26 protein-coding genes and 1 pseudogene are annotated in these 25,363 nt (G+C 71.4%); 16 read left to right on the forward strand and 11 right to left on the reverse strand.

Features of this window, described 5'->3' with window-relative positions; all coding sequences use genetic code 11:
* Nucleotides 1–97 precede the first annotated feature (97 nt).
* Both RUMESO_RS13005 and RUMESO_RS13010 read left to right on the forward strand, forming a co-directional pair.
* Nucleotides 98–325: a hypothetical protein gene (locus RUMESO_RS13005; RefSeq protein WP_037280845.1), complete on the forward strand. Its 228-nt coding sequence runs from the start codon at nt 98–100 to the stop codon at nt 323–325.
* A 153-nt stretch (nt 326–478) separates the two neighbouring features.
* Nucleotides 479–709 (forward strand): hypothetical protein, encoded by a 231-nt coding sequence (locus RUMESO_RS13010; protein WP_037280847.1) that lies wholly within the window; start codon nt 479–481, stop codon nt 707–709.
* Between the two features lie 66 nt (nt 710–775).
* Here RUMESO_RS13010 and RUMESO_RS13015 read toward each other — a convergent pair whose 3' ends face one another.
* The 4 genes from RUMESO_RS13015 to RUMESO_RS13030 form a co-directional block, all read right to left on the reverse strand.
* A complete protein-coding gene (locus RUMESO_RS13015; protein ID WP_245639271.1) occupies nt 776–1,744 on the reverse strand; it encodes a DNA polymerase III subunit delta in 969 nt (322 codons plus the stop codon).
* Between the two features lie 50 nt (nt 1,745–1,794).
* Nucleotides 1,795–2,250, reverse strand: a complete 456-nt coding sequence (lptE, locus tag RUMESO_RS13020) for an LPS assembly lipoprotein LptE (RefSeq protein ID WP_245639272.1) — start codon at nt 2,248–2,250, stop codon at nt 1,795–1,797.
* Between the two features lie 25 nt (nt 2,251–2,275).
* Nucleotides 2,276–4,828 (reverse strand): leucine--tRNA ligase, encoded by a 2,553-nt coding sequence (leuS, locus tag RUMESO_RS13025; RefSeq protein WP_037280849.1) that lies wholly within the window; start codon nt 4,826–4,828, stop codon nt 2,276–2,278.
* A gap of 145 nt (nt 4,829–4,973) precedes the next feature.
* A complete protein-coding gene (locus RUMESO_RS13030) occupies nt 4,974–6,179 on the reverse strand; it encodes a porin (protein ID WP_037280851.1) in 1,206 nt (401 codons plus the stop codon).
* A 214-nt stretch (nt 6,180–6,393) separates the two neighbouring features.
* Between RUMESO_RS13030 and RUMESO_RS13035 the strand changes: the two genes are divergently transcribed.
* Nucleotides 6,394–7,050 carry a YggS family pyridoxal phosphate-dependent enzyme gene (locus tag RUMESO_RS13035; protein WP_245639273.1) on the forward strand — a complete coding sequence of 219 codons (657 nt, stop codon included), beginning with the start codon at nt 6,394–6,396 and terminating at the stop codon, nt 7,048–7,050.
* A 78-nt stretch (nt 7,051–7,128) separates the two neighbouring features.
* On the opposite strand, the gene RUMESO_RS13040 is transcribed toward RUMESO_RS13035, so the two are convergent.
* Both RUMESO_RS13040 and ribA read right to left on the reverse strand, forming a co-directional pair.
* Nucleotides 7,129–7,629, reverse strand: coding sequence for a L,D-transpeptidase family protein (locus RUMESO_RS13040; RefSeq protein ID WP_037280853.1), 501 nt, complete (start codon nt 7,627–7,629; stop codon nt 7,129–7,131).
* Entirely contained in the window at nt 7,626–8,711 is a 1,086-nt protein-coding gene (gene ribA, locus RUMESO_RS13045) for a GTP cyclohydrolase II (RefSeq protein WP_037280855.1), read from the reverse strand. Before ribA ends, RUMESO_RS13040 begins: the two co-directional genes overlap by 4 nt.
* Before the next feature lie 150 nt (nt 8,712–8,861).
* On the opposite strand from ribA, the gene RUMESO_RS13050 reads away from it, so the two are divergent.
* From RUMESO_RS13050 to RUMESO_RS13070, 5 genes are all read left to right on the forward strand, one after another.
* Nucleotides 8,862–9,548, forward strand: a complete 687-nt coding sequence (locus RUMESO_RS13050; protein WP_037280904.1) for a response regulator transcription factor — start codon at nt 8,862–8,864, stop codon at nt 9,546–9,548.
* 291 nt (nt 9,549–9,839) lie between these two features.
* Complete coding sequence (locus tag RUMESO_RS13055) at nt 9,840–10,169, forward strand: hypothetical protein (RefSeq protein WP_037280857.1); 330 nt, start codon at nt 9,840–9,842, stop codon at nt 10,167–10,169.
* Between the two features lie 175 nt (nt 10,170–10,344).
* Entirely contained in the window at nt 10,345–10,665 is a 321-nt protein-coding gene (locus RUMESO_RS13060) for a hypothetical protein (RefSeq protein WP_037280859.1), read from the forward strand.
* Between the two features lie 91 nt (nt 10,666–10,756).
* Nucleotides 10,757–11,545, forward strand: coding sequence for an exodeoxyribonuclease III (locus RUMESO_RS13065; protein WP_037280861.1), 789 nt, complete (start codon nt 10,757–10,759; stop codon nt 11,543–11,545).
* Between the two features lie 68 nt (nt 11,546–11,613).
* Nucleotides 11,614–12,450, forward strand: coding sequence for an alpha/beta fold hydrolase (locus RUMESO_RS13070; RefSeq protein ID WP_037280864.1), 837 nt, complete (start codon nt 11,614–11,616; stop codon nt 12,448–12,450).
* A gap of 112 nt (nt 12,451–12,562) precedes the next feature.
* Here RUMESO_RS13070 and RUMESO_RS13075 read toward each other — a convergent pair whose 3' ends face one another.
* Nucleotides 12,563–13,198: an SGNH/GDSL hydrolase family protein gene (locus RUMESO_RS13075; RefSeq protein ID WP_037280866.1), complete on the reverse strand. Its 636-nt coding sequence runs from the start codon at nt 13,196–13,198 to the stop codon at nt 12,563–12,565.
* A gap of 126 nt (nt 13,199–13,324) precedes the next feature.
* On the opposite strand from RUMESO_RS13075, the gene RUMESO_RS13080 reads away from it, so the two are divergent.
* From RUMESO_RS13080 to RUMESO_RS13090, 3 genes are all read left to right on the forward strand, one after another.
* Complete coding sequence (locus tag RUMESO_RS13080) at nt 13,325–14,218, forward strand: thioredoxin family protein (protein ID WP_037280867.1); 894 nt, start codon at nt 13,325–13,327, stop codon at nt 14,216–14,218.
* Nucleotides 14,219–14,244: 26 nt separating this feature from the next.
* Complete coding sequence (locus RUMESO_RS13085) at nt 14,245–14,883, forward strand: LON peptidase substrate-binding domain-containing protein (protein WP_037280869.1); 639 nt, start codon at nt 14,245–14,247, stop codon at nt 14,881–14,883.
* A 71-nt stretch (nt 14,884–14,954) separates the two neighbouring features.
* On the forward strand, nt 14,955–15,107 hold the full coding sequence (locus RUMESO_RS13090) for a Trm112 family protein (protein ID WP_245639274.1): 153 nt from the start codon (nt 14,955–14,957) through the stop codon (nt 15,105–15,107).
* A gap of 130 nt (nt 15,108–15,237) precedes the next feature.
* On the opposite strand, the gene RUMESO_RS13095 is transcribed toward RUMESO_RS13090, so the two are convergent.
* From RUMESO_RS13095 to RUMESO_RS27850, 3 genes and pseudogenes are all read right to left on the reverse strand, one after another.
* Complete coding sequence (locus tag RUMESO_RS13095; protein ID WP_037280873.1) at nt 15,238–16,467, reverse strand: UbiH/UbiF/VisC/COQ6 family ubiquinone biosynthesis hydroxylase; 1,230 nt, start codon at nt 16,465–16,467, stop codon at nt 15,238–15,240.
* A gap of 49 nt (nt 16,468–16,516) precedes the next feature.
* On the reverse strand, nt 16,517–17,086 hold the full coding sequence (locus tag RUMESO_RS27845; RefSeq protein ID WP_281177562.1) for a zinc-binding dehydrogenase: 570 nt from the start codon (nt 17,084–17,086) through the stop codon (nt 16,517–16,519).
* Nucleotides 17,059–17,615 (reverse strand): annotated as a pseudogene (locus tag RUMESO_RS27850) (alcohol dehydrogenase catalytic domain-containing protein). Before RUMESO_RS27850 ends, RUMESO_RS27845 begins: the two are co-directional and overlap by 28 nt.
* Before the next feature lie 90 nt (nt 17,616–17,705).
* On the opposite strand from RUMESO_RS27850, the gene RUMESO_RS13105 reads away from it, so the two are divergent.
* The 4 genes from RUMESO_RS13105 (at nt 17,706) to RUMESO_RS13120 (ending at nt 24,323) form a co-directional block, all read left to right on the forward strand.
* Nucleotides 17,706–19,025, forward strand: coding sequence for an amidase (locus RUMESO_RS13105; RefSeq protein ID WP_037280875.1), 1,320 nt, complete (start codon nt 17,706–17,708; stop codon nt 19,023–19,025).
* Between the two features lie 125 nt (nt 19,026–19,150).
* On the forward strand, nt 19,151–20,329 hold the full coding sequence (locus tag RUMESO_RS13110) for an aminotransferase class I/II-fold pyridoxal phosphate-dependent enzyme (protein WP_156362935.1): 1,179 nt from the start codon (nt 19,151–19,153) through the stop codon (nt 20,327–20,329).
* Nucleotides 20,330–20,339: 10 nt separating this feature from the next.
* Complete coding sequence (locus tag RUMESO_RS13115; RefSeq protein WP_037280879.1) at nt 20,340–23,348, forward strand: DNA translocase FtsK; 3,009 nt, start codon at nt 20,340–20,342, stop codon at nt 23,346–23,348.
* 384 nt (nt 23,349–23,732) lie between these two features.
* Nucleotides 23,733–24,323, forward strand: a complete 591-nt coding sequence (locus RUMESO_RS13120; protein ID WP_037280906.1) for a LolA family protein — start codon at nt 23,733–23,735, stop codon at nt 24,321–24,323.
* Between the two features lie 66 nt (nt 24,324–24,389).
* Here the strand turns inward: RUMESO_RS13120 and RUMESO_RS13125 are convergent, their stop codons facing one another.
* Nucleotides 24,390–24,614, reverse strand: coding sequence for a hypothetical protein (locus RUMESO_RS13125; RefSeq protein WP_037280881.1), 225 nt, complete (start codon nt 24,612–24,614; stop codon nt 24,390–24,392).
* Nucleotides 24,615–24,857: 243 nt separating this feature from the next.
* Between RUMESO_RS13125 and RUMESO_RS13130 the strand changes: the two genes are divergently transcribed.
* The coding region (locus RUMESO_RS13130) for a hypothetical protein (RefSeq protein WP_211262886.1) at nt 24,858–25,363 on the forward strand (506 nt) is incomplete at its 3' end.

Consider the following 25,363-nt stretch of genomic DNA (forward strand, 5'->3'; position numbering starts at 1 on the left):
CGCCCCTGCGGCAAGGGATGGCGCGCAACCTTCTTGAGCGGTGGCACCTATGGCCCTACACCCTCCTCAAGGCTTCGTTACTAACTGGAGTAAGAACATGCGCCTGACCAAACTCGCCCTCGCTGCCGTCCTCGGCGCGACCCTGGCCAGCCAAGCCGTCGCCGGCGGCTTCGCCCCGGTCGTGGTCGAGCCCGCGCCCGCCCCGGTCGTCGTGACCGAGCCCGAAGCGCCCCGCTCGACCTTCGGCATCCTTCTGCCGCTCGCCCTGCTCGGCGGCCTCGTGGCCCTCGCCGTCGCCAACGAGGACGAAGACTCCGAGTCCTGAGCCTCTGAGGGTGATGCCATCTTAACGCGCCCATCTGGGCACGATGGCCACAGTAGCAAGGCAGGTCCCCGGGCCTGCCTTGTTTCATTCACGGAACTGGGTAATGATCGTGAGGACGGCCCAAGTGCCGTGCCCATCCCAAGGAGTAAATCCATGCGTCACCTCAAGTCTCTCGTGCTCGCGACGGCGCTGACCGCGGCGGCTGGCCAAGCCTTCGCCGGCGGCTTCGCTCCCGTCGTGGCCGAGCCCGCGCCCGTCGCTCCGGTCGTCGTGACCGAGCCCGAAGCGCCCCGCTCGACCTTCGGCATCCTTCTGCCGCTCGCCCTGCTCGGCGGCCTCGTGGCCCTCGCCGTCGCCAACGAAGACGAAGACTCCGAGTCCTGAGTTCCTGATCGTCAGATCAGACCGGACCCGCGCGCCCGTCGCGCGGGTCCCATCGTTTCAGGCCGCTCACTCGGCCCTGTTCGAGGCCAGGCGCATCAGGGCCCGCTCGAGCAGCGCCCGATCCGGCACTCGGCCGCCGGAGCGCAGCGCCAAGTCGAGCTCCACCAGGCTCCTCAGCCCGTCCTCGATCCTCTCCCGGCGCCACGATTCGGCCGCTCGCGTCAGCGCCTGCCGCCGCGCGCCGCCCGCGGGGGGCCGCAGCGCCGCGAGGCCCGCATTCACCCCGCCGGGGTCGCTCGCCACCGCCAGCAGCGCCCGGAAATGCCGCAGGGCCTGGATCGTCACCGCCACCGGCCCTGTCCCCTGCGCGGACAGCCGCGCGAGGAGGGGGGCCACTCGGTCCCGCCGCCCTTCCGTCACCGCCGCGAGGAGGTCGTCGACCTCCGCCTCCCCGGCCTGGGGGGCGAGCGCGGCCACCACCCCCGCGTCCAGCGGCTCCGGCGCGTCCATCTGATGGAGCGACAGCCTCTCCAGCAGTCCCCGGAAATCCCCGGGAGGAAGCGCTTGCGCCAAGGCCACGAGGTCGTCCCGCGCCCCGGGCTCGACCCGCGTCAGGCCAGCCTCGCGCAGCATGTCGCCGACCTCTCCCTCGGTGGGCGGATCGTCGTAGAGCGTGATCGCCACCGCTCCCCGCCGCCCTTCGAAGAGCTTCCGCAGCGCGCCCTTCGACGGCAACCCGGCGCCCGTCACGACGAGACGCGCATCCTCCGGCGCCCAGGCGTCCAGCGCGCCCGAGATGACCGGCGCCAGCCCGTCCGTCGCCTCCTCCAGGAGCACCGCACGCGGTCCGGGAAAGAACCCCACCGCCTTGAGCGCGTCCAGAAGACGGGACGGCTCGCGCCGCAGCTCCGCTCCCGACATCCGGTCGAGCCGCATCTCCGCCTCGCCCTCGGGGCCGATCAGGGCGCGGACCAGCGTCGCGCGGGCCTCGGCCACCCGCGCCCCGTCCTCGCCGGAGATCAGGGCCGCCGCCACGGCAGGATCGGGCCGCTTCAGGAAGGCCTTGGCATCGCGCGAGGAGAGCTTCAGGGCAGGGCCTCCGCTGGCAGGGCGAGGAGGCGCGCCACGATCTCGTCCGCCAGGAGCACCATGAGCCGCTCGCGCGCGTCGTCCTGGGCGGCGCGGGTGGCGACGGTCGTCCCGGTCGCCGAGTAGCCGGTGAAGGCCGAGACCTCCCCCTGGGCCAGGGCGACGCCGGAGGACGCGACGAGCCGCCACGCGGCCCGCCCCTGGAGGTCGTAGCGCGTGATGGCCCCCGTGGGCGTGATCCCTGCCTCGGCGACCTCCACCCAGGGTTCCACGCTCAGCACCGCCGCCGGCGACTCGGCCCGACCCAGCCGGTCCTCCAGCCGCGCCCGGAGCCGGAACCCGTCCGGCGTATCAGGGGCTTCGGCGTCCAGGCGCCCTCTCAGCCGCTCCCCCGGTCCACCCGGCCCATAGGCGGGCGCGAAGCCGCAGCCCGCGAGCGAAAGGAGGCCCAAAAGGGCCCCCCGCCGGGGGATCGCCTCAGGCCACAACGTTGACGATCCGGCCCGGGACCACGATCACCTTCTTGGGCGCCGCGCCCTCCAGGCTCCGCGCCACCGCCTCCAGCGCCAGCCGCTCGATCTCCTTCACGGCGGTGTCGCGGGCGACCTGGATCTCGCCCCGCCGCTTGCCGTTCACCTGGATCGGCAGCGTCACGCTCTCCTCGATGAGCATCGCCGGGTCCGCCTTGGGCCAGGCCGCCTCCGCGCAGAGCCCCTCGCCGCCGAGCCGAGCCCAGAGCTCCTCGCTCAGGTGCGGCGTCATCGGCGCCATGAGCTGCGCCAGTACCCGCGCCGCGCGGCGCTTGGCCTCCGGTCCCGCCTCGGACTTCGCCAGCAGGTTGGTGAAGGCGTAGAGCTTGGCGATGGCTGCGTTGAAACCGAAGCTCTCGACTCCCTGCGTGACCTCGTGGATGCACTTGTGCAGCGCCCGCTCCAGCGCCGCGTCGGCGTCGGGCTTCGCATCGCCGGTCGCCTCGGCCGCCTCCTGCGCCAGCCGCCAGACGCGCGACAGGTGCTTGTAGGCGGCCTCGGCGCCCGCCGCCGTCCACTCCACGTCCCGCTCGGGCGGCGAGTCCGACAGCACGAACCACCGCGCCGTGTCGGCCCCGTAGGTCGCCACGATATGCACCGGGTCCACGACGTTCTTCTTGGACTTCGACATCTTGGCCGAAGGGACGATCTCCACGGCCTCCCCGCTCGACTTCAGCCTGCCGCCCTCGACCTCCTCCGGGAAGTGATAGACCGGCCGCCCGTTCTCGTCCCGGGTCTGGTAGATCTCATGCGTCACCATGCCTTGCGTGAACAGCGCGTCGAACGGCTCGCGCGCGCTCGCGGGCAGGTGCCCCGTCTGCACCATCGCCCGCGCGAAGAAGCGCGAATAGAGCAGGTGCAGGATCGCGTGCTCGATGCCGCCGATGTACTGGTCCACGTTCATCCAGTAGGCGGCCTCGTCCATCTCGGTGGGCGTGACCGCATGGGGCGCCGTGAAGCGGGCGTAATACCAGCTCGAATCCACGAAGGTGTCCATCGTGTCCGTCTCGCGCCGCGCCTCGCCGCCGCAGGAAGGGCAGGGGACGCGGCTCCAGCTCGGGTGCCGGTCCAGCGGGTTGCCCGGCCGGTCGAAGCTCACGTCCTCGGGCAGCCGCACCGGCAACTGGTCGCGCGGCACCGGCACCGCCCCGCACTCCGCGCAATGCACGATCGGAATCGGGCAGCCCCAGTAGCGTTGCCGCGACAGCAGCCAGTCGCGCAGCCGGTAGCGCGTCACGCCCTTGCCCCAGCCCTGCGCCTCGGCGAAGGCGATGGCCGCCTCCACGCCCTGCTCGGAACTCTGCTCCTCCTCGCCCGCGAAGAGCTTCACGTAGCGCACGGGCTCGGTCTTCTGCGGCACGAAGGCGTCGGCGCCCTCCTCGGGGCGGGCGTGCTCGCCCTCCACCGGCACGAAGGTGGAGACGACCGGCAGCGCATATTTCCGCGCGAAGTCGAGGTCGCGCTGGTCATGCGCCGGGCAGCCGAAGATCGCCCCCGTGCCGTAGTCCATCAGGATGAAGTTGGCGATCCAGACCGGCAGCTCCCACGACGCGTCCAGCGGGTGCCGCACGCGCAGCCCGGTGTCGAGGCCGGTCTTCTCGGCGGTCTCGATGGCCTCCTCGGTGGTGCCGCCCTTGCGCGCCTCCTCGCAGTAGGCCGCGACCTCGGGCCGGTGCGCGGCCAGCGCCTTGGCCAGCGGGTGGTCCGGCGAGACGGCGACGAAGCTCGCCCCCAGCAGCGTGTCGGGACGCGTCGTGTAGACCGGGATCGCATCGAAGCCCTCTGCGGGCTCGACCAGCGGGAAGCTCATCTCCAGCCCGCGCGACCGGCCGATCCAGTTGGCCTGCATCAGCTTGACCTTGGCGGGCCAGTCGTCGAGCCCCTCCAGCGCGTCCAGCAGGTCCCCCGCCATGTCGGAGATCTTGAAGAACCACTGCGTGAGCTCGCGCCGCTCCACGTCGGCGCCGGACCGCCAGCCCTTGCCATCCACGACCTGCTCGTTGGCGAGCACGGTCATCTCCACCGGGTCCCAGTTCACGACCGCCGCGCGGCGCGTCACCAGCCCGGCGTCCAGCATGTCCAGGAACAGCGCCTGCTGCTGGCCGTAGTAATCCGGGTCGCAGGTCGCGAACTCGCGGCTCCAGTCGATCGAGAAGCCCAGCGGCTTCATCTGCCCGCGCATGTCCGCGATATTCTGGTAGGTCCAGTCCTTCGGGTGCCCGCCGCTCGCCATCGCCGCGTTCTCGGCCGGCAGCCCGAAGGCGTCCCAGCCCATCGGGTGCAGCACGGCATGGCCCGTCGCGCGCTTCTGCCGCGCGACCACGTCGCCCATCGTGTAGTTGCGGACGTGGCCCATGTGGATGCGCCCCGAGGGGTAGGGGAACATCTCCAGCACGTAGTATTTCGGCTTCTCGGGGTCCGCCTTGGCCCGGAAGCTGCCAGCCTTGTCCCACTCCGCCTGCCAGCGGGCTTCGATGGAAGGGGCGTCGTAGCGGGACATGGGCGATCCTCGGGCTGTCAGGAAACGGCTTTGGTCATGGAGGAGCAGGTGCCCCTTGTCCAGACCGCACCCACCCGGCCCACGCAAAGAAGAAGGGCGGCCCCGAAGGACCGCCCCCCATTCCGTTCTCCGAACCCGTGAGGGATCAGAACGAGAACTTGGCCTGCAGCGTGGTGCCGGCTTCGTACTCGCGGGCGCCTTCCTCGTCCTGATCGGCGTAGGATGCGATCAGCTGCGCGCCGTTGCCCAGGTCGTACTCGGCGCCGACGTAGTTGCCGGTCTCGTCGATCAGGCCGGCGTAGAGCTCGAGGCCGTTGCCGACATCGTAGCCGATCTCGATGCCGTAATCGTCGTCTTCGTCTTGATCGTCGCCATCGTTGTCGAAGTCGAAGTCGCCGGTCACCGGATCGTCGATCTCGTTGCCGTCATCCTCGAACTCATAGAAGGCCGAGACGGTCAGCGGGCCCGACGCGTAGTCGGCCGAGACGCCGAACGAGTTCTCGAGGTCCTCGTTGCCGAGGTCGCCCGCGATGTCGCTCGCGTCGTCGTTCTCGATCACGTAGTAGGCGCCCAGGGTCACCGGACCGAACGGGTAGGACACTTCGAAGCCGAGCGAGTCGTCCTCGAAGGTGAAGTTCTTGGCGTAGGCCACTCCGACATCGGCGCCGCCGAAGGTGGTGCCCACCGAAATCCCGAACACTTCCGACACGTCGAAGTCATCGTTCTCGGTGACCGGATCGTAGTCGCCGACCGACCCGTCGAGGGCTTCCGACTCTTCCTGATAGCCGAGCGACATGTTGAAGCGGCCGATGGTCGTTTCAGCACCGAACGCGAGTTGGTCCAGATCGTCGTCGGGGGTATTGGGGTCGTCGCCGGCATCAGCCAGAACACCCGAGACCGACGCCTCGATGCCCGCGTAGGTAAAGTCGCCGCGCAGCACGACTTCGCCGTCCTGCTCCGAGAAGTCGTCCGCAAACATGTTGCCAGCGGGGTCCCAATGGGACTCAGGCGCGAAGGCAGTGTCGCCGAGGAAGAGGCCGCCGGACTCGGCGGTCAGCGAGAGGAGGAAGTCGTTGTCGACGTCCACGTCGCCGCCGTTGTCGGTGTCAGCGATATTCAAGGTGAACGAGGCGGCAGCGGTGAGGCCGTTGTTCAGTTCCTGCGACAGAGTCACGCCAAGGTTGGCTTCCCAGAAGAAGCCTTCCGACGCTTCAGGATCATCGCTGTCGCGGCCCTCGTCGCCGTTGCCGATGTTGAAGCCGAGCTTCGCATCGCCGCCGAAGGTCACTTCGGCAGCAGCAGCGCCCGCGAAGGCCAGGATCGACGCCGTGGCCAGGAGGATGCTTTTCATGGTTTCCCTCGTGTTGTGCATTCCCGAGAATGCCAGTCCGACTAGCATTGCTGTGTCTTTGCGCCGTTGGGGTGCCACATTCAACCGTCTCGGCTTCGTGAGGACGGGGAGCCACGAAATTGATGCAGACGGGCCACACAGGTGGAACGGCGCCGCCTCGCATGGCAGGGAGGAAGGGTCAAGGCCCCCTGCGGGGCCCGCAAGGGGGATCGGAATGAACATGCAGGGCCTCGAGGCCATTCTCGCCCGTCTTCGGGCGGCTGAGGCGGCGGCGGGCCGCGCGCCCGGCTCCGTGACGCTGGTCGCGGTGTCCAAGGTCCAGCCCGAGGAGCGCGTCCGCGCCGTCCTCCTGGCCGGCCAGCGCGTCTTCGGCGAGAACCGCGTGCAGGAGGCGCAGGGCCGCTGGACCCCCCTGAGGTCCGAGTTCGAAGGCGTTCGCCTCCACCTGATCGGCCCCCTGCAGACCAACAAGGCCCGCGCGGCGGTGGAGCTCTTCGACGCCATCCACACGCTGGACCGTCCCCGGCTGGCCGAGACGCTGGCCCGCCTCGCGCAGGAGAGGGGCGCCTCGCCCGAGGTCTTCGCCCAGGTCAACACCGGCCGCGAGCCGCAGAAGGCCGGCTGCCTGCCGGAGGACGCGGACGCCCTGGTCGCGCAGGCGCGGTCGCTCGACCTCCCTCTCGTCGGCCTCATGTGCATCCCGCCCGAGGGCGAGGACCCGGTGCCGCATTTCCGGCTCTTGCGGGAGATCGCGGAACGGAACGGCCTGTCCGGCCTCTCGATGGGCATGAGCGGCGACTTCGAGGCGGCGGTGGCCGAGGGCGCCACCCATGTCCGCGTGGGCTCGGCGATCTTCGGGGAGAGGACGTAGGGCGGGCTTCGGCCCGCCACGCCCCGCTGGCGACGAGCGCACCGGCTGCCGAGATAGCTGGGCGGGCCGAAGCCCGCCCTACGGTACGACCAGCCTCGACCGCGGCGTGAGCCGCCCCGCGATCCATCGCAGGTCCTTCGGCCTCAGCGCGATGCACCCTGCCGTGGGCGCGCCCGGCCGCCGCCAGCGATGCACGAAGATGGCCGAGCCCTTCCCGGGCACCGGTGGCTCCAGGTTCCAGTCCGTCACCAGCACGAGGTCGTAGAGCGGGTCCGCCCGCCGCAGCCTCTCGTGCGAGCGGGCGTAGGGCGCGCGGACCCTGGAGTTGTAGGCCGCATCCCCCGGATCGTCCGACCAGAGGTCGCGCGGCCCGATCGCCTCGGCGCCCCTCAGGGGCCGCTGCATCCGGTCCGGCCGGTAGAGCACCCCCGCGATCCGGTGCGCGCCCTTCGGCGTGCAGCCGTCCCCCTCCCGCTTGTCGTCCGTCGAGCCGTTCCGGCCCCGCGTGCAGGGCAGCACTCGCCCCCGGAACCGCACCCCGCGCGGCGTCACCACGAGGTCGTCGCGCGTCGCCCTCACAGCAGGTGCCCCGACTTCGCCGCCTTCGTCGCGAGATAGGCCGCGTTCTGGTCGTTGAGCCCCACCCGCAGCGGCACCCTCTCGGTCACGCGGACTCCGGCCTCCTCCATCCGCGCCACCTTGGCCGGGTTATTGGTCAGGAGCCGCACCGACCGGAACCCCAGCGCCTTCAGGATCTGCGCGCCGATCCGGAAATCCCGCTCGTCGTCCTCGAAGCCCAGCCGGTGGTTGGCCTCGACGGTGTCGAATCCCTGGTCCTGCAGCGAATAGGCCCGCATCTTGTTGGCGAGCCCGATCCCGCGCCCCTCCTGGTCGAGGTAGAGCAGCACCCCCGCCCCCTCGGCCCCCATCCGCGCCAGCGCCGCATGGAGCTGGGGCCCGCAGTCGCACTTGAGGCTCCCCAGCAGGTCCCCGGTGAAGCAGGCCGAATGCAGCCGCGCCAGCACCGGCGCATCGCGCGACGGCGAGCCGATCTCCACCGCGACGTGCTCCGCGTCGTCGAGCGGCGAGCGGAAGACGTGCACCCGCCCCGCCTGCGCGACCGCGAGCGGCACCCGCGCCGACACCACCTCCGCGAGCGGCGCGACCCGCGCCTCCAGCACCAGCGCCGCCGGCACCTCCACGACCCCCTCCGGCGCCGGGCCGACCAGCGGGGCGAGCAGCGCCGCCGGCAGGAGCCGCGCCGCCTTGGCCAGCCGGATCGCGGCGCGGGCGAGGGTGGGGGAGGGGCCTTCCTCGCCCCGCAGCGTCGCGAAGGGCCCCTTCATCGGCGAGGACAGGTCCTCGGCCGGGTCCGCCGTCGCATGGACCCAGGCACGGTCGGCGTCCCCCGGCACCCGGATTCGGGCGAGGTCGCCGTCATAGGCCCGCGCCCGCAGCGTCTCGGCCCGCTTGGAGGTGATCGCCAGCGTCGCGCCGCCCAGCGCCTTCAGCCCCTCGACCCGCCGTGCCGTCGCCGTCTCGGCCGCCAGCGCCAGCGCCGACGCGCCGTCATGGGTCAGCATCACGGGCAGCCCCATCCGCAGGTCCGCGCGGGCGCGGGCCAGCCGTTCGGCGGCGTCGAGGGCGAGAGCATCGGTCATGCCCGTCTCGATACCCCGACGCGAGGCGGATTGAAACATAAGGCCCGAAAGCGACACATGGCCGTGAGGAATCTTACGAACCGTTTGGAAAGACAGGGTTCCTCCCCATCTTCATGTCGTGAACCGGCATTGACCGCAACGGAGGGCATGATGGCCCAACTGAAGAAGATTCTCCTGGTGGACGACGACGACGACCTGCGCGAGGCCCTGTCCGAGCAGCTCGTGATGACCGAGGACTTCGACGTCTTCGAGGCCGGCAGCGGCCAGGACGCGCTGGCCAAGACCAAGGCGGGGCTCTTCGACCTCGTGATCCTCGACGTGGGCCTCCCCGACACCGACGGGCGCGAGCTCGCCCGTGTGATGCGCAAGCAGGGCGTCAAGTGCCCGATCCTGATGCTGACGGGCCACGACTCGGACGCCGACACCATCCTGGGCCTCGAGGCCGGGGCGAACGACTACGTGACCAAGCCCTTCAAGTTCCCGGTGCTCCTCGCCCGCATCCGCGCCCAGCTCCGCACCCACGAGCAGAGCGAGGACGCGGTCTTCCAGCTCGGCCCCTACACCTTCCGGCCCGCCCAGAAGCTCCTGCTGACCGAGGACGAGAAGAAGGTGCGGCTCACCGAGAAGGAGACCAACATCCTCAAGTTCCTCTACCGCGCCCAGGACGGCGTGGTGCCGCGGGACGTGCTCCTGCACGAGGTCTGGGGCTACAACGCGGGGGTCACGACCCACACGCTGGAGACGCACATCTACCGCCTGCGCCAGAAGATCGAGCCCGATCCCGCCAACGCCCGCCTCCTGGTGACCGAGTCCGGCGGCTACCGCCTGGTCGCCTAGGCGGCATCCGGCCACCCCCGGTTGTTTTTCCTTGACCCGGGGGGAACCGGCGCCGTCCTGGGCCGTTCGGGACATGAGATCCCCTGATGGCGGGGCAAGGCCATCATTCCCTCCCTGTTGGACTAGGCCCGGAGTTCGCTCCGGGCCCTTTTTCCCGTCGCGCGCGCAAAATTTTTCGCGTGCGCCCTTGGCGACCCGATGCAATCGGCCCAAGGGCCACGTATATGGAGCGTCGAAGGGCGCATGGCGCGCCCCCGGCCGGGGCCCGAGGGCCCCACACAAGGAACGACGATGGTTTCGACCACCCGACTGTTCGCCTCCGCCCTCCTGCTCGCCGGCCTTGCCGCGCCCGCGCTGGCCCAGGACGTGCAGTACCAGCTCATCAACGACAGCGGCCTGACGCTGATGGAGTTCTACACCTCCGTCGCGGACGAGGGGAGCTTCGGCGACGACATCCTCGGCGCCAACGTCCTGCCGGCCGGCGACACGGGCACCGTCACGATCCCGAACGCCTCCGACGCCTGCGACCGCGACCTCCGCTTCGTGTTCGAGGACGGCTCGGAGCAGGTGAAGCGCGCGAACGTCTGCGACGGGGCGGCCTTCACGATCGCCAGCAAGTAACCCCGGGCCCGGTCCGGTGTATGCAGGGCGCCGACCGCGAGGTCGAGCGCCCTTTTTCCGTCGCCGCGCGGCCTTGGGGCAGCCACTAAGGCGGGTTTTCCTGACCTGACGGAAAGGGTGCGTGGGGGTATCGTCCCGACATCGCAAGCACCTTTTTCGATCAGGAGATTTTCAGATGACCCGCCTCGTCGCCCTTGCCGCCGCCACCGCCCTCGCCGCCCTCTCGGCGCTGCCCGCGAGCGCCCAGACCTACTCGGTCCGCTTCCAGAACAACTCGGGCGCGACCGTCTACCGCATCTACTCCTCGCCCACCCACAACAACTCGTGGGAGCAGGATCTCCTCGGCTCGAACGTGCTCTATTCCGGGCAGTATCTCGACGTCATCATCAACAACGTGGCGAACTGCTACTACGACGTCCTGATCGAGTGGGAGTCGGGCTACCAGCAGACCGACACCTTCGACCTCTGCAGCTACAACCAGTACAACATCAACTGATCCCGTCCCCCAAAGGATCAGGGCCGATGGGCCGGCGGTTCCCCCCGGCGGCCCCTGCCGCTATGAAGGGCTCCGATCGCGGAGACCTCTCATGCCCCTGACCCTCGCCACCTGGAACATCAACTCGGTCCGCCTGCGGGAGGGGCTCGTCGCCCGCCTGCTGCAGGAGGAGGCGCCCGACATCCTCTGCCTCCAGGAGTGCAAGTCCCCCGCCGAGAAGATCCCCGTCGCGACCTTCGCGGCGCTCGGCTACCACCACGCCGTGATCCGGGGGCAGAAGGGCTACAACGGCGTCGCCATCTTCTCCAGGCGTCCCATCGAGGACGCCGGATCGGTGGACTTCGCCGGCCTGAACCACGCCCGCCACGTCGCCGCGCGGCTCGAATGCGGCGCCGTGGTCCACAACGTCTACGTCCCGGCCGGCGGCGACATCCCCGACCGCGAGGAGAACGAGAAGTTCGGCCAGAAGCTCGACTTCTTCACTCACCTGCGCGACCACTTCCGCACGGACCGCCCGACCCGCGCCATCCTCGTCGGCGACCTCAACGTCGCCCCGCAGGAGGACGACGTCTGGTCCCACAAGCAGATGCTCAAGGTCGTGAGCCACACCCCCATCGAGGTCGAGCACTTCGAGACCGCGCGCGAGGCCGGCGGCTGGACCGACGTCACCCGACTCGACCGGCCCGAGGGCAAGCTCTACTCCTGGTGGTCCTACCGCGCCCCCGACTGGCACGCCGCCGACAAGGGCCGCAGGCTCGACCACGTCTGGGCGACGGCGGACCTCGTGGGCGCCTCCCACGGCAGCCGCATCCTCCGCGACGCCCGCGGCTGGGACGCACCCTCGGACCATGTGCCCGTGTTCGCGACCTTCGACCTCTGACGGCGCCCCGTTGACGCAGGGGAATCCTCGCCCCTAGGCTCCTGGCATCGCCGCCACAGGAGGTCCCCATGCGCCACGCCGTCCTCGCCGTCGTCCTCGTCCTCTCCACCACCGCCGCCCGGGCCGAGGATCGCTGGATGTCGATCCCCCGCCCGGGCCCGATGCCCCAGGCGAACGAGGAGGGGATGGCCGACGTGAACGGCATCCGGATGCACTACGCCACCTACGGCGCGGGCGACCCGGTGCTGCTCATCCACGGCGGCCTCGGCCACGGCGACATCTGGTCCGCCCAGGTCGCCGACCTGATGAAGGACCACCTCGTCATCACCGCCGACAGCCGGGGCCACGGACGCTCCACCCGGGACGAGAGGCCCTACGGCTACGACCTGATGGCCGAGGACTACCTCGCGCTCCTCGACCATCTCGGCATCGACAAGGTGGACCTCGTCGGCTGGTCCGACGGCGGCATCATCGGCCTCGACATCGCCATGACGCACCCCGAGCGTCTGGATCACCTCTTCGCCCAGGCGGCCAACGTCACCACCGACGGGGTGGACCCGTCGGTCGCCACCGACGACGTCTTCAACTCCTACATCGCCTGGATGGCCGAGGACTACGCGAGGATGTCCCCCACCCCCGACCAGTACGACGCCTTCGTCGAGCAGATCTCCCAGATGTGGGCCAGCCAGCCCAACTGGTCCGACGAGGAGCTGGGCAAGATCGCCGTCCCCGTGACCATCGCGCTCGGCGACCACGACGAGGCCATCACGCGCGAGCACACCGAGCACATGGCCCAGGTCATCCCCGGGGCCAAGGTGGTGATCCTGCCCGAGGCCAGCCACTTCGCCATGCTCCAGGCGCCCGACGAGTATACGGCCGCCGTCCGCGCCGCTATCGACGGGTGACGCGCCCCCGCGCGGCCCTCGAAAAGAGCCGCGCGTTAACCCGACCTTAACCTCGGCCTGCCATGGTGATCCCGACCCGGGTCGCCGCCCGGCGGGGTAGGGGAAGCTGCGCCTAAAGCCTCCGCACCGCCTCCGCGACCGCCGCACCCAGCGCCTTGTGCGCCTCGGGCTCGAAATGGATGCCGTCCGTGGGGCTCACCTCGATCACCGACCCCGCGTCGAGGAAGCCCACCCCCCGCGCCTCCGCGAGCGCCCGGTAGAGCGCCGGCAGCCGCAGGGAGGCCTCCCGTGCGCCGCTGAACTCGGACCGGATCGGCCCCTGCTCCAGCACCGGGGGCGGGCAGATCACCAGGACCTTGAAGCCCCCGTGCCGCTCCTGCATCTCCAGGCTCATGGCGATGTCGAGCAGCCCGGCGATCCCCGCCGTGACCTTCTCCGCCGTGGCGCCGAACCGCGTCTTCACGTCGTTGGTGCCCAGCATGACCGTGAGCGCGTCGATGGGCCCATGGCTCTGCAGCGCGATCTTGAGCCCTTCGCGCCCGTCCATGTGCGAGCCCATCACCGGGTCCGGGAACTGCGCCGTCCGCCCCGGCAGCCCTTCCTCCACGACCTCCCAGTCGGGAAGCAGGCCCGCCAGCACCCGCGTCCACCGCGTTCCCGCGTCGAAGCGCCAGTAGGCCTCCCCCCGCGTGACGATGGGCGGCGAGCCGTGGGTGTTGCTGTCGCCGAAGCAGAGGAGGGTGGGCATCCGAAAGGCTCCGTGAAAGGGGACGGCGGCCACGCTAGGGCCGGGTCGATCGAGGGTCAAACGCCCCTTCACCTTCCCCGACCGCAGGCACATATAGGCGGGCAAGGTATTCTGGAGGGACGTTCCATGGCGGAAGCGGCGCAGGCCACGCAGGGCGACATCATCGACGGCACCGACGCGGGCTTCATGGCGGACGTGGTCGAGGCCTCGCGCGAGGTCCCCGTCATCGTGGACTTCTGGGCGACCTGGTGCGGCCCCTGCAAGACGCTCGGCCCCGCCATCGAGGCCGCGGTCCGCAAGCAGAAGGGCAAGGTCCGGCTCGTCAAGATCGACGTGGACAAGAACCCCTCCTTCGCGGGCCAGCTCCGCGTGCAGTCCATCCCGACCGTCTACGCCTTCTGGCAGGGCCAGCCGGTGGACGGCTTCCAGGGCGCGTTGCCCCCTTCGCAGGTGGACCAGTTCGTCCAGAAGCTCGCCGAGCTCGGCGGCGACGGCGGCCTCACGGAGGCCATCGAGGCCGCGGAAGCGATGCTGGACGAGGGCGCCGCCGTGGACGCCGCCCAGACCTTCGCCGCCATCCTGCAGGAGGAGCCCGAGAACCCCCGCGCCTATGCGGGCCTCGTGCGGTCCATGATCGCGGCGGACGACCTCGACCGGGCCGAGGCGATCCTGAACGGCGCCCCGGCGTCCATCTCCACCAAGCCCGAGATGGAGGCCGTGCGCGCCCAGATCGGCCTCGCCCGCCAGGCCGCCAAGGCCGGCCCGGTCGAGGAGCTGACCGCCCGGGTGGAGCGCGACCCCGCCGACCTCCAGGCCCGCTTCGACCTCGCCACCGCGCTCCATGCCGGCGGAAAGGTGCAGGAGGCCGTGGACCAGCTCATGGAGATCTTCCGCCGCGACCGCGAGTGGAACGACGGCGCCGCCAAGACACAGCTCTTCACGATCTTCGACGCGCTGCCGCCCAAGGACCCCATCGCCCTGGCGGGGCGCCGGAAATTGTCGTCGCTCATATTTGCCTAAATTGGGGGCGTCCTAGATAGCGGGCCATGCCGCTTCCCGACGAGTTGCCCTCCACGATCGCGATCTTCCCCTTGCCGGGCGCGCTCCTCCTGCCGCGGGCCCGGCTGCCGCTCCACATCTTCGAGCCGCGCTACCTCGCCATGGTGGACGACGTCCTCAAGACGCCGGCGCGGCTCGTCGGCATGATCCAGCCCTACGAGGGGCCGGGGGGCGACCAGCTCCATTCCATCGGCTGCGCCGGGCGGCTCTCGGCCTTCTCGGAGACCGAGGACGGGCGCTACATGATCACCCTCTCGGGCGTGTCGCGCTTCCGCCTCCTCCACGAGGTCGAGGGCTTCACGCCCTACCGCCGCTGCGACGTCTCCTGGACCGGCTTCGAGCACGACCGGGGCTCGGCCGAGAAGGACCCGGACCTCGACCGGACGCCCTTCCTCGATCTCCTGAACCGCTTCTTCCGGTCGCAGGGCCTGAGCACCGACTGGGATGCCGTGCGCGAGGCCGAGGACGAGCTCCTCATCAACTCGATCTCGATGCTCTGCCCCTTCCCGCCCGAGGACAAGCAGGCCCTCCTCGAGGCGCCGACGCTGCCCACCCGGCGGGAGACCCTTGTCACCCTCATCGAGTTCGCGCTCCATGGCGGCGAGACCGGAGAGGTGCTGCAATGACCGACGAGACCGCGACCCCCGAGCCCGAGGCCGCCGACCGCGCGCCCTCCACCCCCGGCTTCGACCCCCGGATGCTCGAGGCGCTGGTCTGCCCCCAGACCCACGGCGTCCTCCTCTACGACGCCGAGCGGCAGGAGCTCGTCTCCCGTGCCGCCCACCTCGCCTATCCCATCCGCGACGGCATCCCGATCATGCTGGCCAGCGAGGCGCGGGCGCTGGACTGAAGGCCGGGTGGCCGGCAACGGGGTCGCGCCGTGCCTCCGTAGGGTGCGCTTCAGCGCGCCATGCCAACTTAGCGGTTCACGGGAGGCGGTGCGCTGAAGCGCACCCTACAGCGTTCCCATTCGGGCCGGCTCACCGCATCAGCCGCGGCAGGTCCCCCGTCAGCCCCGCCGCCTCGCGGATGAACGCCCGCCGCAGCGGCGGGATGCGGTTCACGAGCCCGAGCCCCACGTCCCGCGCGAATCGCAGGGGCCGCGAATCGTTCGAGAAGAGCCGGTTGAACCCGTCCGTCGCCATCGCCAGCGTCGCCGTGTCGAAGCGCCGCCAGCGGGCGTAGCGCTCCAGCACGTCCGCGTTCCCCGGGTCCTCGCCCCGCCCATGGGCGTCCCCCAGCACCTCGGCCAGCGCCGCCACGTCCCGCAGCCCGGCGTTCAGCCCCTGCCCTGCGATGGGATGCATCCCATGCGCCGCGTCCCCGACCAGGGCCAGCCGCGCGCCGGTGAAGGAGTTCGCCAGGCTCAGCGACAGCGGAAAGGCGAATCGCGGCCCCTCCAGCCCGATCCCGCCCAGGAAGCTCCCGAACACGGGCCGGAGCGCGGCGAGGAACCCCTCGTCGTCCATCGCCATCAGCGCCTTCGCCCTCTCGTCCCGCTCGCTCCACACGACCGACGAGCGGTTCCCCGTCAGCGGCAGGATCGCAAGCGGTCCCGAAGGCAGGAATAGTTGAAAGGCCGTCCCGCGATGCGCCTTCTCATGGGTCACCGTGCAGGTGACGGCCGTCTGCCCGTAACGCTTCTCGGTCCGCCCGATCCCGGCGCGCTGGGCCGTCCCGCTCTGCCGCCCGTCCGCGCCGATCAGGACGCGCCCCTCGACGCGGCTCCCATCGGCCAGCGTCACGGAAGCGGACCCCGGCCCGACCTCCTGCGCCACCACCGCCTGCCCGCGCATCAGCGTCACGCGCGGCTCGCGCGACAGCTCCTCCTCCAGCGCGGCCCGCAGGTGCCGGTCCTCGACCATGTGCCCCATCGGGCCTTCCTCGATCTCGGCATGGTCGAAGGCCAGGTGCAGTGGCGAGGGCGCCTCGCCCGGCCGCCCGTCCGCGACCTTGATCGCCAGGATCGGCTGCGCCTGATTCGCCACATGGGCCCAGACGCCCACGCGCGTCAGCAGCCGCCGCGACGCCACCGCCAGCGCGTAGGACCGCCCGTCGTAGCGGTCCGGCAGCGCCTCGGGCCGGGCGTCGATCAGCACGGAGGTGAGCCCCTCCCGCGCCAGCGCCAGCGCGAGCGTCGGCCCGGCGAGGCCGCCCCCCACGATCAGGGCATCGGTCGGGGACGGGGCAGGGGAGGGGGCGTCGGTCATGCCTGGGGATATGGCGCGAAGGCCCAGCCTTGTCACGGGGCCCCGCGACTCACCCTTCGGCCATCTCCGCCTTCAGGCTCGCCATGTCGATCACGTAGCGGAACCGCACGTCGCCCTTTTCGACTTGCCTGTAGGCGCGGTTCACCTCCTGGATCGGGATCATCTCGATCTCCGGCGCGATCCCGTGCTCGGCGCAGAAGTCGAGCACCTCCTGCGTCTCCCTGATGGACCCGATCAGCGACCCCGCCAGCGTCCGGCGATGGAACGCCACCTCCATGTTGTTGGTGGGCGCCAGCGGCTCCAGCGCACCCACGACCACCAGCGCGGCATCACGCTTCAGCAGCGTCACGAAGGGATTGAGGTCGTGCTTCTCCGGCACCGTGGAGAGGAGGAGGTCGAACTGCAGCTCCAGCGCCTTCAGCGCGGCCTTGTCGTTCTCCATCACCCCCTCAGCGCCCAGCTTCGCGGCCTCCTCGATCTTCTCCTTGGTCGTGGTGAACACCGTCACCTGCGCCCCCATGGCGCGAGCGAGCTTCACCGCCATGTGCCCGAGGCCCCCGAGCCCGATCACGCCCACGCGGTCCCCGGCCTTCACCCCCAGTGCCGCAGCGGCGACCACGTCGTGACCCCCGCGCAGAGGATCGGCGCAGCAGCGGCCGGGTCCATCCCCTCGGGCACCTTCAGCACGAACGACTCCTTGACCACCAGCGAGGTCGAATACCCCCCGAAGGTGTTGTCCCGCCCGTACATGTTGGCCCCGCCCGGCGCCTTGGCCTTGGGGATCATCGGCCCGTTGTAGGTGGCGAGCCAGCTATTCGGCCCCTCGCAGTAGTTCTCCTCGCCGTGCTGGCAGGGCCCGCAGGCGCCGCAGGAATCGATCATGCAGCCCACGCCCACGAGGTCGCCGACCTCGTGGCGGCTCGCCCCCGGCCCCGGCGCGTCACCCGTCCCACCACCTCGTGCCCCGGCATGCAGGGATACACCGTGTTGCCCCACTCGTTCTTCACCTGGTGGATGTCCGAGTGGCAGACCCCGCAGAACAGGACCTCGATCTCGATCTCCCCCGCCTGGGGCTCCTCCCGCTCGAACTCGTGCGGCTTGAGGCGGCTGAAGGAATGGTTGGCGGCGTAGCCCAGGGCCTTGGCCATGGCGGTCTCCTCGGACAAAGTGTCGGGGCCGAACGCCGCCCCAAAGCGAGCCGTTCCGGCCACGGGCGATCACGGATTCGAGGGCAGGGCATGGATCTGAACACCACGGCGGCCGACCTGGGCCGCGCCATCGAGTCCGGGCAGGCGGACCCGGCGGAGCTGGCCGAGGCCTATCTCGGCGCCATCGCCGCCCATCCGCACCGCGACCGCATCTACGCCCGCGCCACCCCCGACCGCGCCCGCGCCGAGGCCCGGGCCGCCCGCGCCCGCGCGAAATCCGGCACGCGGCGCGGCCCCCTCGACGGCGTGCCGCTCTCCTGGAAGGACCTCTACGACACGGCGGGCGTCCCGACCGAGGCCGGCACCACCCTCGTCGCCGGGCGCACGCCCACTCACGACGCCGAGGTCCTGACCCGCGCGACCCTCCGCGGCACCGTCTGCCTCGGCAAGACCCACATGACCGAGCTGGCCTTCTCCGGCCTCGGTCTCAACCCGAACACCGCGACGCCGCCCAACATCCACGACCCGGGCGCTTTGCCGGGCGGCTCCTCCTCCGGCGCGGCGGCCTCGGTCGCCTTCGGCCTCGCCCCGGCGGCGATCGGCTCCGACACCGGCGGCTCGATCCGCCTCCCGGCCGCCTGGAACGACCTCGTCGGCTTCAAGCCCGCCCACGGCGCGCTGCCTCTGACCGGAGTCGTCCCCCTCTGCCCCTCCTTCGACACCGTGGGTCCCATCGCCCGCAGCGTCGAGGACGCCGCCCTGATCTGGGAGGCGCTGGGCGGCCCCCGCACCGACCTCGCCGGGGCGACCCTCGCGGGCGCCACCTTCGGCGTCCTCCGTGACGTCGTCCTCGACGGCCTGGAGGACGCCCCCGCCCGCGCCTTCGACGCCGCCCTCGACCGCCTCGCGCAGGCCGGCGCCCGCATCGTCGACATCCGCCTCCCGCGCCTCCCCCGCGCCTACGAGATCGGCGTCCCCCTCTACGGCGCCGAGGCCTGGGCTTCCTGGCGCGAGCACGTCGAGCCCGCGCCTCACAAAGTCTTCGCCCCCGTCCTGACCCGCGTCTCCTCGGGCCGCGAGGTCCTCGCCGCCGACTACCTCATCGCCATGGACGAGCTCCGCGCCATCCGGGCGGAGGCCCGCGACCCCCTCGCCGGCCTCGACGCGCTCCTCTGCCCGACCTCGCCGATCCTGCCGCCCCAGGCCGCCGCCGTGGAGGCCGACCACGAGCTCTTCCGCACCCGCAACCTCCTCGCGCTCCGCAACACCCGGATGGCGAATCTCCTCGGCCTCGCCTCGGTCTCGATCCCGACTGGCAACCCCTCCTGCGGCCTGATGCTGAGCGTCCTGCCGGGCCGGGAGGGGCAAGTCTTAAGAACCGCGCAGGCGGCGTTAAGAGGTTGGGCCTAAATGCCACAGAGCCCTTCCGGCCGCCCGCCGATTCGGGCCGGGATTTCTGGACAGGGCCTCGCGGGGGGCGTTACTGTTGCCTCCAAGCCGGGGCACCCATGACCCCGGAGCATGAGGCAGCAATGTTGGCGGCACCCGCGCGGTTCTCGGACCTCCCGGACTATGCGTTTCCGCGTCTGCGGAAGCTCCTGGATTCGCACGCCCCCGGCGGCGCGCCCATCGCCATGTCCATCGGCGAGCCGACCCACGCCATGCCCCCCTTCGTGGGCGAGGTGATCGCCGCCAACCTGCAGGATTTCGCCAGGTATCCCGTCAACGAGGGCACGCCCGAGCTTCTCGCCGCCATCACCGCCTGGATCGCCCGCCGCTACGGCGTGGAGGTCACGCCCGACCGCCTCCTGGCGTTGAACGGCACGCGCGAGGGGCTCTACAACGTCGCCATGGCCCTCTGCCCGGAGGAGAAGGACGGCCAGACGCCCGCCGTCCTGATCCCGAACCCCTTCTACCAGGTCTACATGGTCGCCGCCCTCTCGGTGAACGCCGAGCCCGTCTTCGTCCCCGCGACACAGGCCACCGGCCACCTCCCGGACTACGAGGCCTTGCCGGCCGAGGTCCTCGACCGCGCCGCGCTGGCCTATGTGTGCTCGCCCGCGAACCCGCAGGGCGCCGTCGCGGATCGGGATTACTGGACCCGCCTCCTCCGTCTGGCGGAAAAGCACGATTTCCTCGTCCTCGCCGACGAATGCTACTCCGAGGTCTACCGCGACGAGCCGCCCGTGGGCGTCCTCACCGTCGCCAACGAACTCGGCATCGACCCCGAGCGGGTCCTGGCCTTCCACTCGCTCTCCAAGCGCTCGAACCTCGCGGGCCTGCGCTCCGGCTTCGTCGCCGGCGGCCCCCGGGCCGTTGCCCGGATGCGCCAGCTCCGCAACTACGCCGGCGCGCCGCTGCCGCTGCCCCTGCAGCGCGTGGCCGAGCGCGCCTGGGCCGACGAGGACCACGTCGAAGCCTCCCGCGCGCTCTACCAGGAGAAGTACCGCATCGCCGACGAGGTGCTGGGCGACGTGCCCGGCTACGTGCCTCCCGTCGCCGGCTTCTTCCTCTGGCTCCCCGTCGAGGACGGCGAAGCGGCGGCGCTGAAGCTCTGGCGCGAGGCGGGCGTCCGCGTCCTGCCCGGCGCCTACCTCGCCAAGGACGCCGGCGACGGGAACCCCGGCAAGGGGTTCATCCGCGTGGCGCTGGTCGCGAATTCGGACGAAGTGCGGCGGGGCCTCGGCCTCATCCGTGACATTCTTTATCGGTAAGGGAGGGATCATGGCCTATCAGACCCGCGACCGGGCGCCCCTCCTGGACAGTCACACCCAAGCCGCCCTCGAACGGCGCGGCAAGGAGCTCCTGGGCCTCGGCCTCCTCGGCGCGGGCCTCCTCGCCGTGGTGATGCTGGCGACCTACTCGCCCGAGGACCCGAACTGGCTCCTGGCCTCGGACGCGCCCACGCAGAACTGGCTGGGCCGCTTCGGCGCCTCCATCGCGCATCCCCTGATGATGATCGTGGGCCGCGCCGCCTGGGGCGTGCCGCTCGCCTTCCTCGCCTGGGGCTTCCGCCTCGCCACCCACCGGGCCGAGGAGCGGGCCCGCTCCGTCTTCGCGCCGATCTTCGTGGCCGTCCTCTCCGCCGCCTTCGCCACCATGCCGGCGGGCGAGGGCTGGACGCAGGGCTACGGCCCCGGCGGCCTCTTCGGCGACACCGCCCTGGGCTTCCTGCTCACCGTCATCCCCCTGGGCGACCTCCTCGTCTCGCTGCTCGTCTGGGCCGGTGCGGTCGCGCTGGGCCTCTTCGCCCTCGGCGTTACCAAGGCCGAGATCCGGGCCTCGCGTCAGGCCGCCGCGCTCGGCATGGTCCTGGGCTACGCCTGGGCGCTGCGCACCGGCGCCCGGGGCCTTCTCCACGCGCTCGACGGCTACGAGGCGGTCCGCGCCCGCGCCGCCGAGGCCGCCGCCGCCAGGGCCGAGCGCGCCGCCGCCGAACGCGCCCGCCTGGAGGAGGAGGAGCGCGCCATCCGCGCCATCCCCGCCCCCGAGGAGCGTCCGGCCTTCGACCCGGGCCTGCCCCCGGCGTCCCGCGCCACAATCCTGCGGGCCACGGCCCCCGGGCCGGTTCCCTCGCGCAGCCACCTCATGCCGCCCCCGCTGGTCGGAGGCTCCGCCCCCGTCGACACGACCGACTGGGACGAATCCGAGGAGCCCGCCTTCATGGACGGCTTCGACGACCTCGCCGCGCTGGAGGACCCCGACGACCTCGAGGCCGAGTTCTGGGCCGAGCCCGCCGAGCCCGTGGAGGCGCCGCTCGCGCCGATCCCGCCCGCGCCCGCCTTCCTCAAGACCCCCGCGCCGGACCACGCCCCCGTCGCCCCCTCGCGCCTGCCGGCCCAGGGCCTCCTGACCTCGCTCCTCCGCCGCGTCCGCCACGAGCCGGAGCCCCAGGCCGAGGAGGAGCCCGACGAGCCGTCCGTGGACGACGTCCGCATCCGCGCCCGGATCGGCGACGCCATCCGCGCCCGCATCGAATCGCCGCGCGCCGAGCCGCCGGTCGAGACCCGCACCGTCCCGCTGCCGCGACCGATCCCCGAGGCACCCGCCCCGACCCTCCGCGCCGAGCCCCTGCGGGGCGTGCCCCATCCCGCTCCACGCGCCATCGTGGCCGACCGCGAGCCCGTGGTGGAGGCCGTCGTCGAGGCGCCCGCCGCTCCCGTTCGCCGGCCCGCGCCCAAGCCGGCCGCCGCGCCCGCCCGGCCGGTGCCCAAGGCGCCCGCGCCCATGGCCTATGCCTCCCCGCCGCTCGACCTCCTCGCCGACCCATCCGAGGTCCAGCGCCACCACCTCTCCGACGCCGCCCTCTCCGAGAACGCCCGCTCGCTTGAGCAGGTGCTCGACGACTTCGGCGTCAAGGGCGAGATCACCTCGGTCCGTCCCGGTCCAGTCGTCACCATGTACGAGCTGGAGCCCGCGCCCGGCCTCAAGGCCTCCCGCGTCATCGGCCTCGCCGACGACATCGCGCGGAACATGAGCGCGCTCTCGGCCCGCGTCTCCACCGTGCCGGGGCGCAACGTCATCGGGATCGAGCTCCCCAACGACCGGCGCGAGAAGGTCGTCCTGCGCGAGATCCTTTCCGCCCCCGCCTTCGAGGACGGCCAGCAGCGCCTTCCCCTCGCGCTCGGCAAGGACATCGGTGGCGAGCCCGTGGTCGCCAACCTCGCCAAGATGCCCCACCTGCTGATCGCGGGGACCACCGGCTCGGGCAAGTCGGTCGCCATCAACACGATGATCCTGTCGCTCCTCTACAAGCTCACGCCCGAGGAGTGCCGGCTCATCATGATCGACCCCAAGATGCTGGAGCTGTCGGTCTACGACGGCATCCCGCACCTCCTCTCCCCCGTCGTCACCGACCCGAAGAAGGCGGTCGTCGCCCTCAAGTGGGTGGTGGGCGAGATGGAGGAGCGCTACCGCAAGATGTCCAAGATGGGCGTCCGCAACATCGAGGGCTACAACGGTCGCGTCCGCGACGCGCTGGAGCGGGGGGAGATGTTCTCGCGCACCGTCCAGACCGGCTTCGATGACGAGACCGGCGATCCGGTCTTCGAGACCGACGAGTTCATGCCCGAGATCCTGCCCTTCATCGTCGTCGTGGTGGACGAGATGGCGGACCTCATGATGGTCGCCGGCAAGGAGATCGAGGCCTGCATCCAGCGCCTCGCCCAGATGGCGCGGGCCTCGGGCATCCACATCATCATGGCGACGCAGCGCCCGTCCGTGGACGTCATCACCGGCACGATCAAGGCCAACTTCCCGACCCGGATCAGCTTCCAGGTCACCTCCAAGATCGACTCCCGCACCATCCTGGGCGAGCAGGGGGCCGAGCAGCTCCTGGGCCAGGGCGACATGCTCTACATGGCGGGCGGCGGGCGAATCACCCGCATCCACGGGCCGTTCTGCAGCGACGAGGAGGTCGAGGAGATCGTGACCTTCCTCAAGGGCTTCGGCCCGCCGTCCTATGTCGGCGCGGTGCTGGAGGAGCAGCCCGAGGCCGGCGACGGCCCCGATCCGGCGCTTCCCTCGGGGGGCGAGACCGAGGACGCGCTCTACGACATGGCCGTCCAGATCGTCGCCAAGGACCGCAAGTGCTCGACGAGCTACATCCAGCGCAAGCTCGCCATCGGCTACAACAAGGCCGCCCGCCTCGTGGAGCAGATGGAGGAGCAGGGCGTCGTCACCCCGGCGAACCACGTCGGCAAGCGCGAGATCCTGGTGCCCGAGCCGCACTGAGCGGGCTGCACGCGGGGGCGGCGACAGCGATGCGAGCCCCGTAGGGCGGGCTTCAGCCCGCCACCGGCGCACCCGATCGCCGAGTTGCATGGCGCGCTGAGGCCCGCCCTACGGCATCGCCCTCCCCTGGTCGGATACAGCCCCCGCCGCGAGTCTTCTGGCCGCTGTTAACCGGCCCTTAACCTTCCTCTGGCATGGTGACCCTGTCCCCGGGTCGCCGCCCGGCGGGGTAGGGGGAACTGCGGCCTCCGCCCAGGCCCATGGCCCCGATCCGCCCTCCTCACCGCCTGTCGCCCGCTTGTTATCGCCTGTCGCTCGGGGTTGCGTCAGGACGGCCCTATATGGTCCCTCGACCAAAGAGCCACGAAAGGACTCCGCCGCATGATGCGCCGCCTCGCCCTTGCCGCCACCCTGGCGCTCGCGCCCCTGGCAGCCGCCGCCCAGCAGCTCTCGCTGCAGGAGATTTCGGACTACCTGAACTCGCTGCAGACGGCGACGGGCGGCTTCACCCAGGTCAACGCCGACGGGTCGCTCTCCGAGGGCACCTTCTACATCAAGCGTCCCGGTCGCGTCCGGTTCGAGTACGCCGACGACTCGGGCCTCTTCGTCGCCGGGGGCGGGCAGGTCGCCGTCTTCGACGCCGCCTCGAACGAGGGGCCGCAGCGATTCCCGCTCAGCGAGACGCCGCTCTCGATCATCCTCGCGGACAACGTGAACCTCGGCCGCGCCGGCATGGTGACGGGGGCCACCTCGGACGGCACCACCACCACGGTGACCGCCCAGGACCCGCAGCACCCCGACTACGGCTCGATCCAGCTCGTCTTCACCGCCGCCCCGGTCGAGCTCCGGCAGTGGGTCATCACCGACAGCGGCGGCAGCCAGACGACCGTGATCCTGAACGACATGCGGACCGGCGTGCAGATCGGCGACCGCGCCTTCAACATCCAGGCCGAGATGTCCGCGCGGGGCCAGTGACCGGCCCCCGGACATGAAGCGGCCCCGACCGCGAGGGTCGGGGCCGCGGTCACGGGGTGCGAAGCGTCAGCGGCACTCGGGATGCTCGATGAGGTCCCTCGGATCATCGCAGCCCGAGCCGCCCCGGACGCGCCGACCACGCCGGTCGAACTCGTCGGCGCCGAGGCCCGGGCCCTGGAAGGTCGATCCGGCTGCCGTCAGGCGGGTCATGCCGTCGCTCCCGCCGGCGAGGACGGGGAGGGCGCCCAGGGTCAGCGCCGCGAGGGTGGTGCTCAGGAGGAGGGTCTTCATCGGAGGTCCTTTCGGTCCGGGGTTGCTGAGGTCTCCACCCTCGCCCGAATCACCCAGGCCCGGCACCGACCCCGGTCGGCCGATCGCGTCCGTCCTGGGTCCGTCCTCTCCGGGACCTTGGTTCGGCCGCTTCCGATCCCCCGGATCGACGAAAGAACCCGCATCCGCTGGACTTTGGTCCGGCCTGCATCGGCGCCTCAGGGGTGCTATCTCAAGGGGGAGCCCGCAACCTGCCCAAGGCGCATGAACCCCCAGGAGCCCACCCATCGACGCCGCGTCCTCGCGCTCCTGGCTTGGGGGGCGGCGCTGGCCGTCGCGCCCCTGGGTCCGGGGCTCCCCTTCGCCCCGTCGCTGGCCTGGGCGGACGATGGCGGCGGTCATTCCGGGTCCGGGGGCGGAGGGCACGGCGGGGGCGACGACCGTGGCGGCTCCGGGGGCGGGAACCGGGGCGACGACGATGACGAAGGCTCCGGCAACGATGATGGCGACTCCGACGGCGACGGAGGCGGCAACGACGACGGGAACGACGACAGCGGTGGCTCCGACAACCACGGATCCGGGAAGGGCGGGGACGACGGCGGCTCCGGGGACGACGGTGGCGGTTCGGGCGGGGACGACGAGGGCTCGGGCGGGGCCAGTGGCGGCGGGTCCGACGGCACGGACGACGGAGGCTCGGACGGCGCGGCCGACGACGGCGCCGGCGATGGGGACGGCGGCCGCGGCGGAGGGCGCGACGGCCGGTCCGGCCC

Origin of the sequence: Rubellimicrobium mesophilum DSM 19309, assembly GCF_000600335.2 — a bacterium.
Classification (GTDB): domain Bacteria; phylum Pseudomonadota; class Alphaproteobacteria; order Rhodobacterales; family Rhodobacteraceae; genus Rubellimicrobium; species Rubellimicrobium mesophilum.

Excerpts from the sequence above, each read along its gene's own strand:
- RUMESO_RS13005 (WP_037280845.1), top strand. The coding sequence starts at position 98 with ATGCGCCTGACCAAACTCGCCCTCGCTGCCGTCCTCGGCGCGACCCTG.
- RUMESO_RS13010 (WP_037280847.1), top strand. The coding sequence starts at position 479 with ATGCGTCACCTCAAGTCTCTCGTGCTCGCGACGGCGCTGACCGCGGCG.
- leuS (WP_037280849.1), bottom strand. The coding sequence starts at position 4,828 with ATGTCCCGCTACGACGCCCCTTCCATCGAAGCCCGCTGGCAGGCGGAG.
- RUMESO_RS13030 (WP_037280851.1), bottom strand. The coding sequence starts at position 6,179 with ATGAAAAGCATCCTCCTGGCCACGGCGTCGATCCTGGCCTTCGCGGGC.
- RUMESO_RS13035 (WP_245639273.1), top strand. The coding sequence starts at position 6,394 with ATGAACATGCAGGGCCTCGAGGCCATTCTCGCCCGTCTTCGGGCGGCT.
- ribA (WP_037280855.1), bottom strand. The coding sequence starts at position 8,711 with ATGACCGATGCTCTCGCCCTCGACGCCGCCGAACGGCTGGCCCGCGCC.
- RUMESO_RS13050 (WP_037280904.1), top strand. The coding sequence starts at position 8,862 with ATGGCCCAACTGAAGAAGATTCTCCTGGTGGACGACGACGACGACCTG.
- RUMESO_RS13055 (WP_037280857.1), top strand. The coding sequence starts at position 9,840 with ATGGTTTCGACCACCCGACTGTTCGCCTCCGCCCTCCTGCTCGCCGGC.
- RUMESO_RS13060 (WP_037280859.1), top strand. The coding sequence starts at position 10,345 with ATGACCCGCCTCGTCGCCCTTGCCGCCGCCACCGCCCTCGCCGCCCTC.
- RUMESO_RS13065 (WP_037280861.1), top strand. The coding sequence starts at position 10,757 with ATGCCCCTGACCCTCGCCACCTGGAACATCAACTCGGTCCGCCTGCGG.
- RUMESO_RS13070 (WP_037280864.1), top strand. The coding sequence starts at position 11,614 with ATGCGCCACGCCGTCCTCGCCGTCGTCCTCGTCCTCTCCACCACCGCC.
- RUMESO_RS13075 (WP_037280866.1), bottom strand. The coding sequence starts at position 13,198 with ATGCCCACCCTCCTCTGCTTCGGCGACAGCAACACCCACGGCTCGCCG.
- RUMESO_RS13080 (WP_037280867.1), top strand. The coding sequence starts at position 13,325 with ATGGCGGAAGCGGCGCAGGCCACGCAGGGCGACATCATCGACGGCACC.
- RUMESO_RS13085 (WP_037280869.1), top strand. The coding sequence starts at position 14,245 with ATGCCGCTTCCCGACGAGTTGCCCTCCACGATCGCGATCTTCCCCTTG.
- RUMESO_RS13090 (WP_245639274.1), top strand. The coding sequence starts at position 14,955 with ATGCTCGAGGCGCTGGTCTGCCCCCAGACCCACGGCGTCCTCCTCTAC.
- RUMESO_RS13095 (WP_037280873.1), bottom strand. The coding sequence starts at position 16,467 with ATGACCGACGCCCCCTCCCCTGCCCCGTCCCCGACCGATGCCCTGATC.
- RUMESO_RS13105 (WP_037280875.1), top strand. The coding sequence starts at position 17,706 with ATGGATCTGAACACCACGGCGGCCGACCTGGGCCGCGCCATCGAGTCC.
- RUMESO_RS13115 (WP_037280879.1), top strand. The coding sequence starts at position 20,340 with ATGGCCTATCAGACCCGCGACCGGGCGCCCCTCCTGGACAGTCACACC.
- RUMESO_RS13120 (WP_037280906.1), top strand. The coding sequence starts at position 23,733 with ATGCGCCGCCTCGCCCTTGCCGCCACCCTGGCGCTCGCGCCCCTGGCA.
- RUMESO_RS13125 (WP_037280881.1), bottom strand. The coding sequence starts at position 24,614 with ATGAAGACCCTCCTCCTGAGCACCACCCTCGCGGCGCTGACCCTGGGC.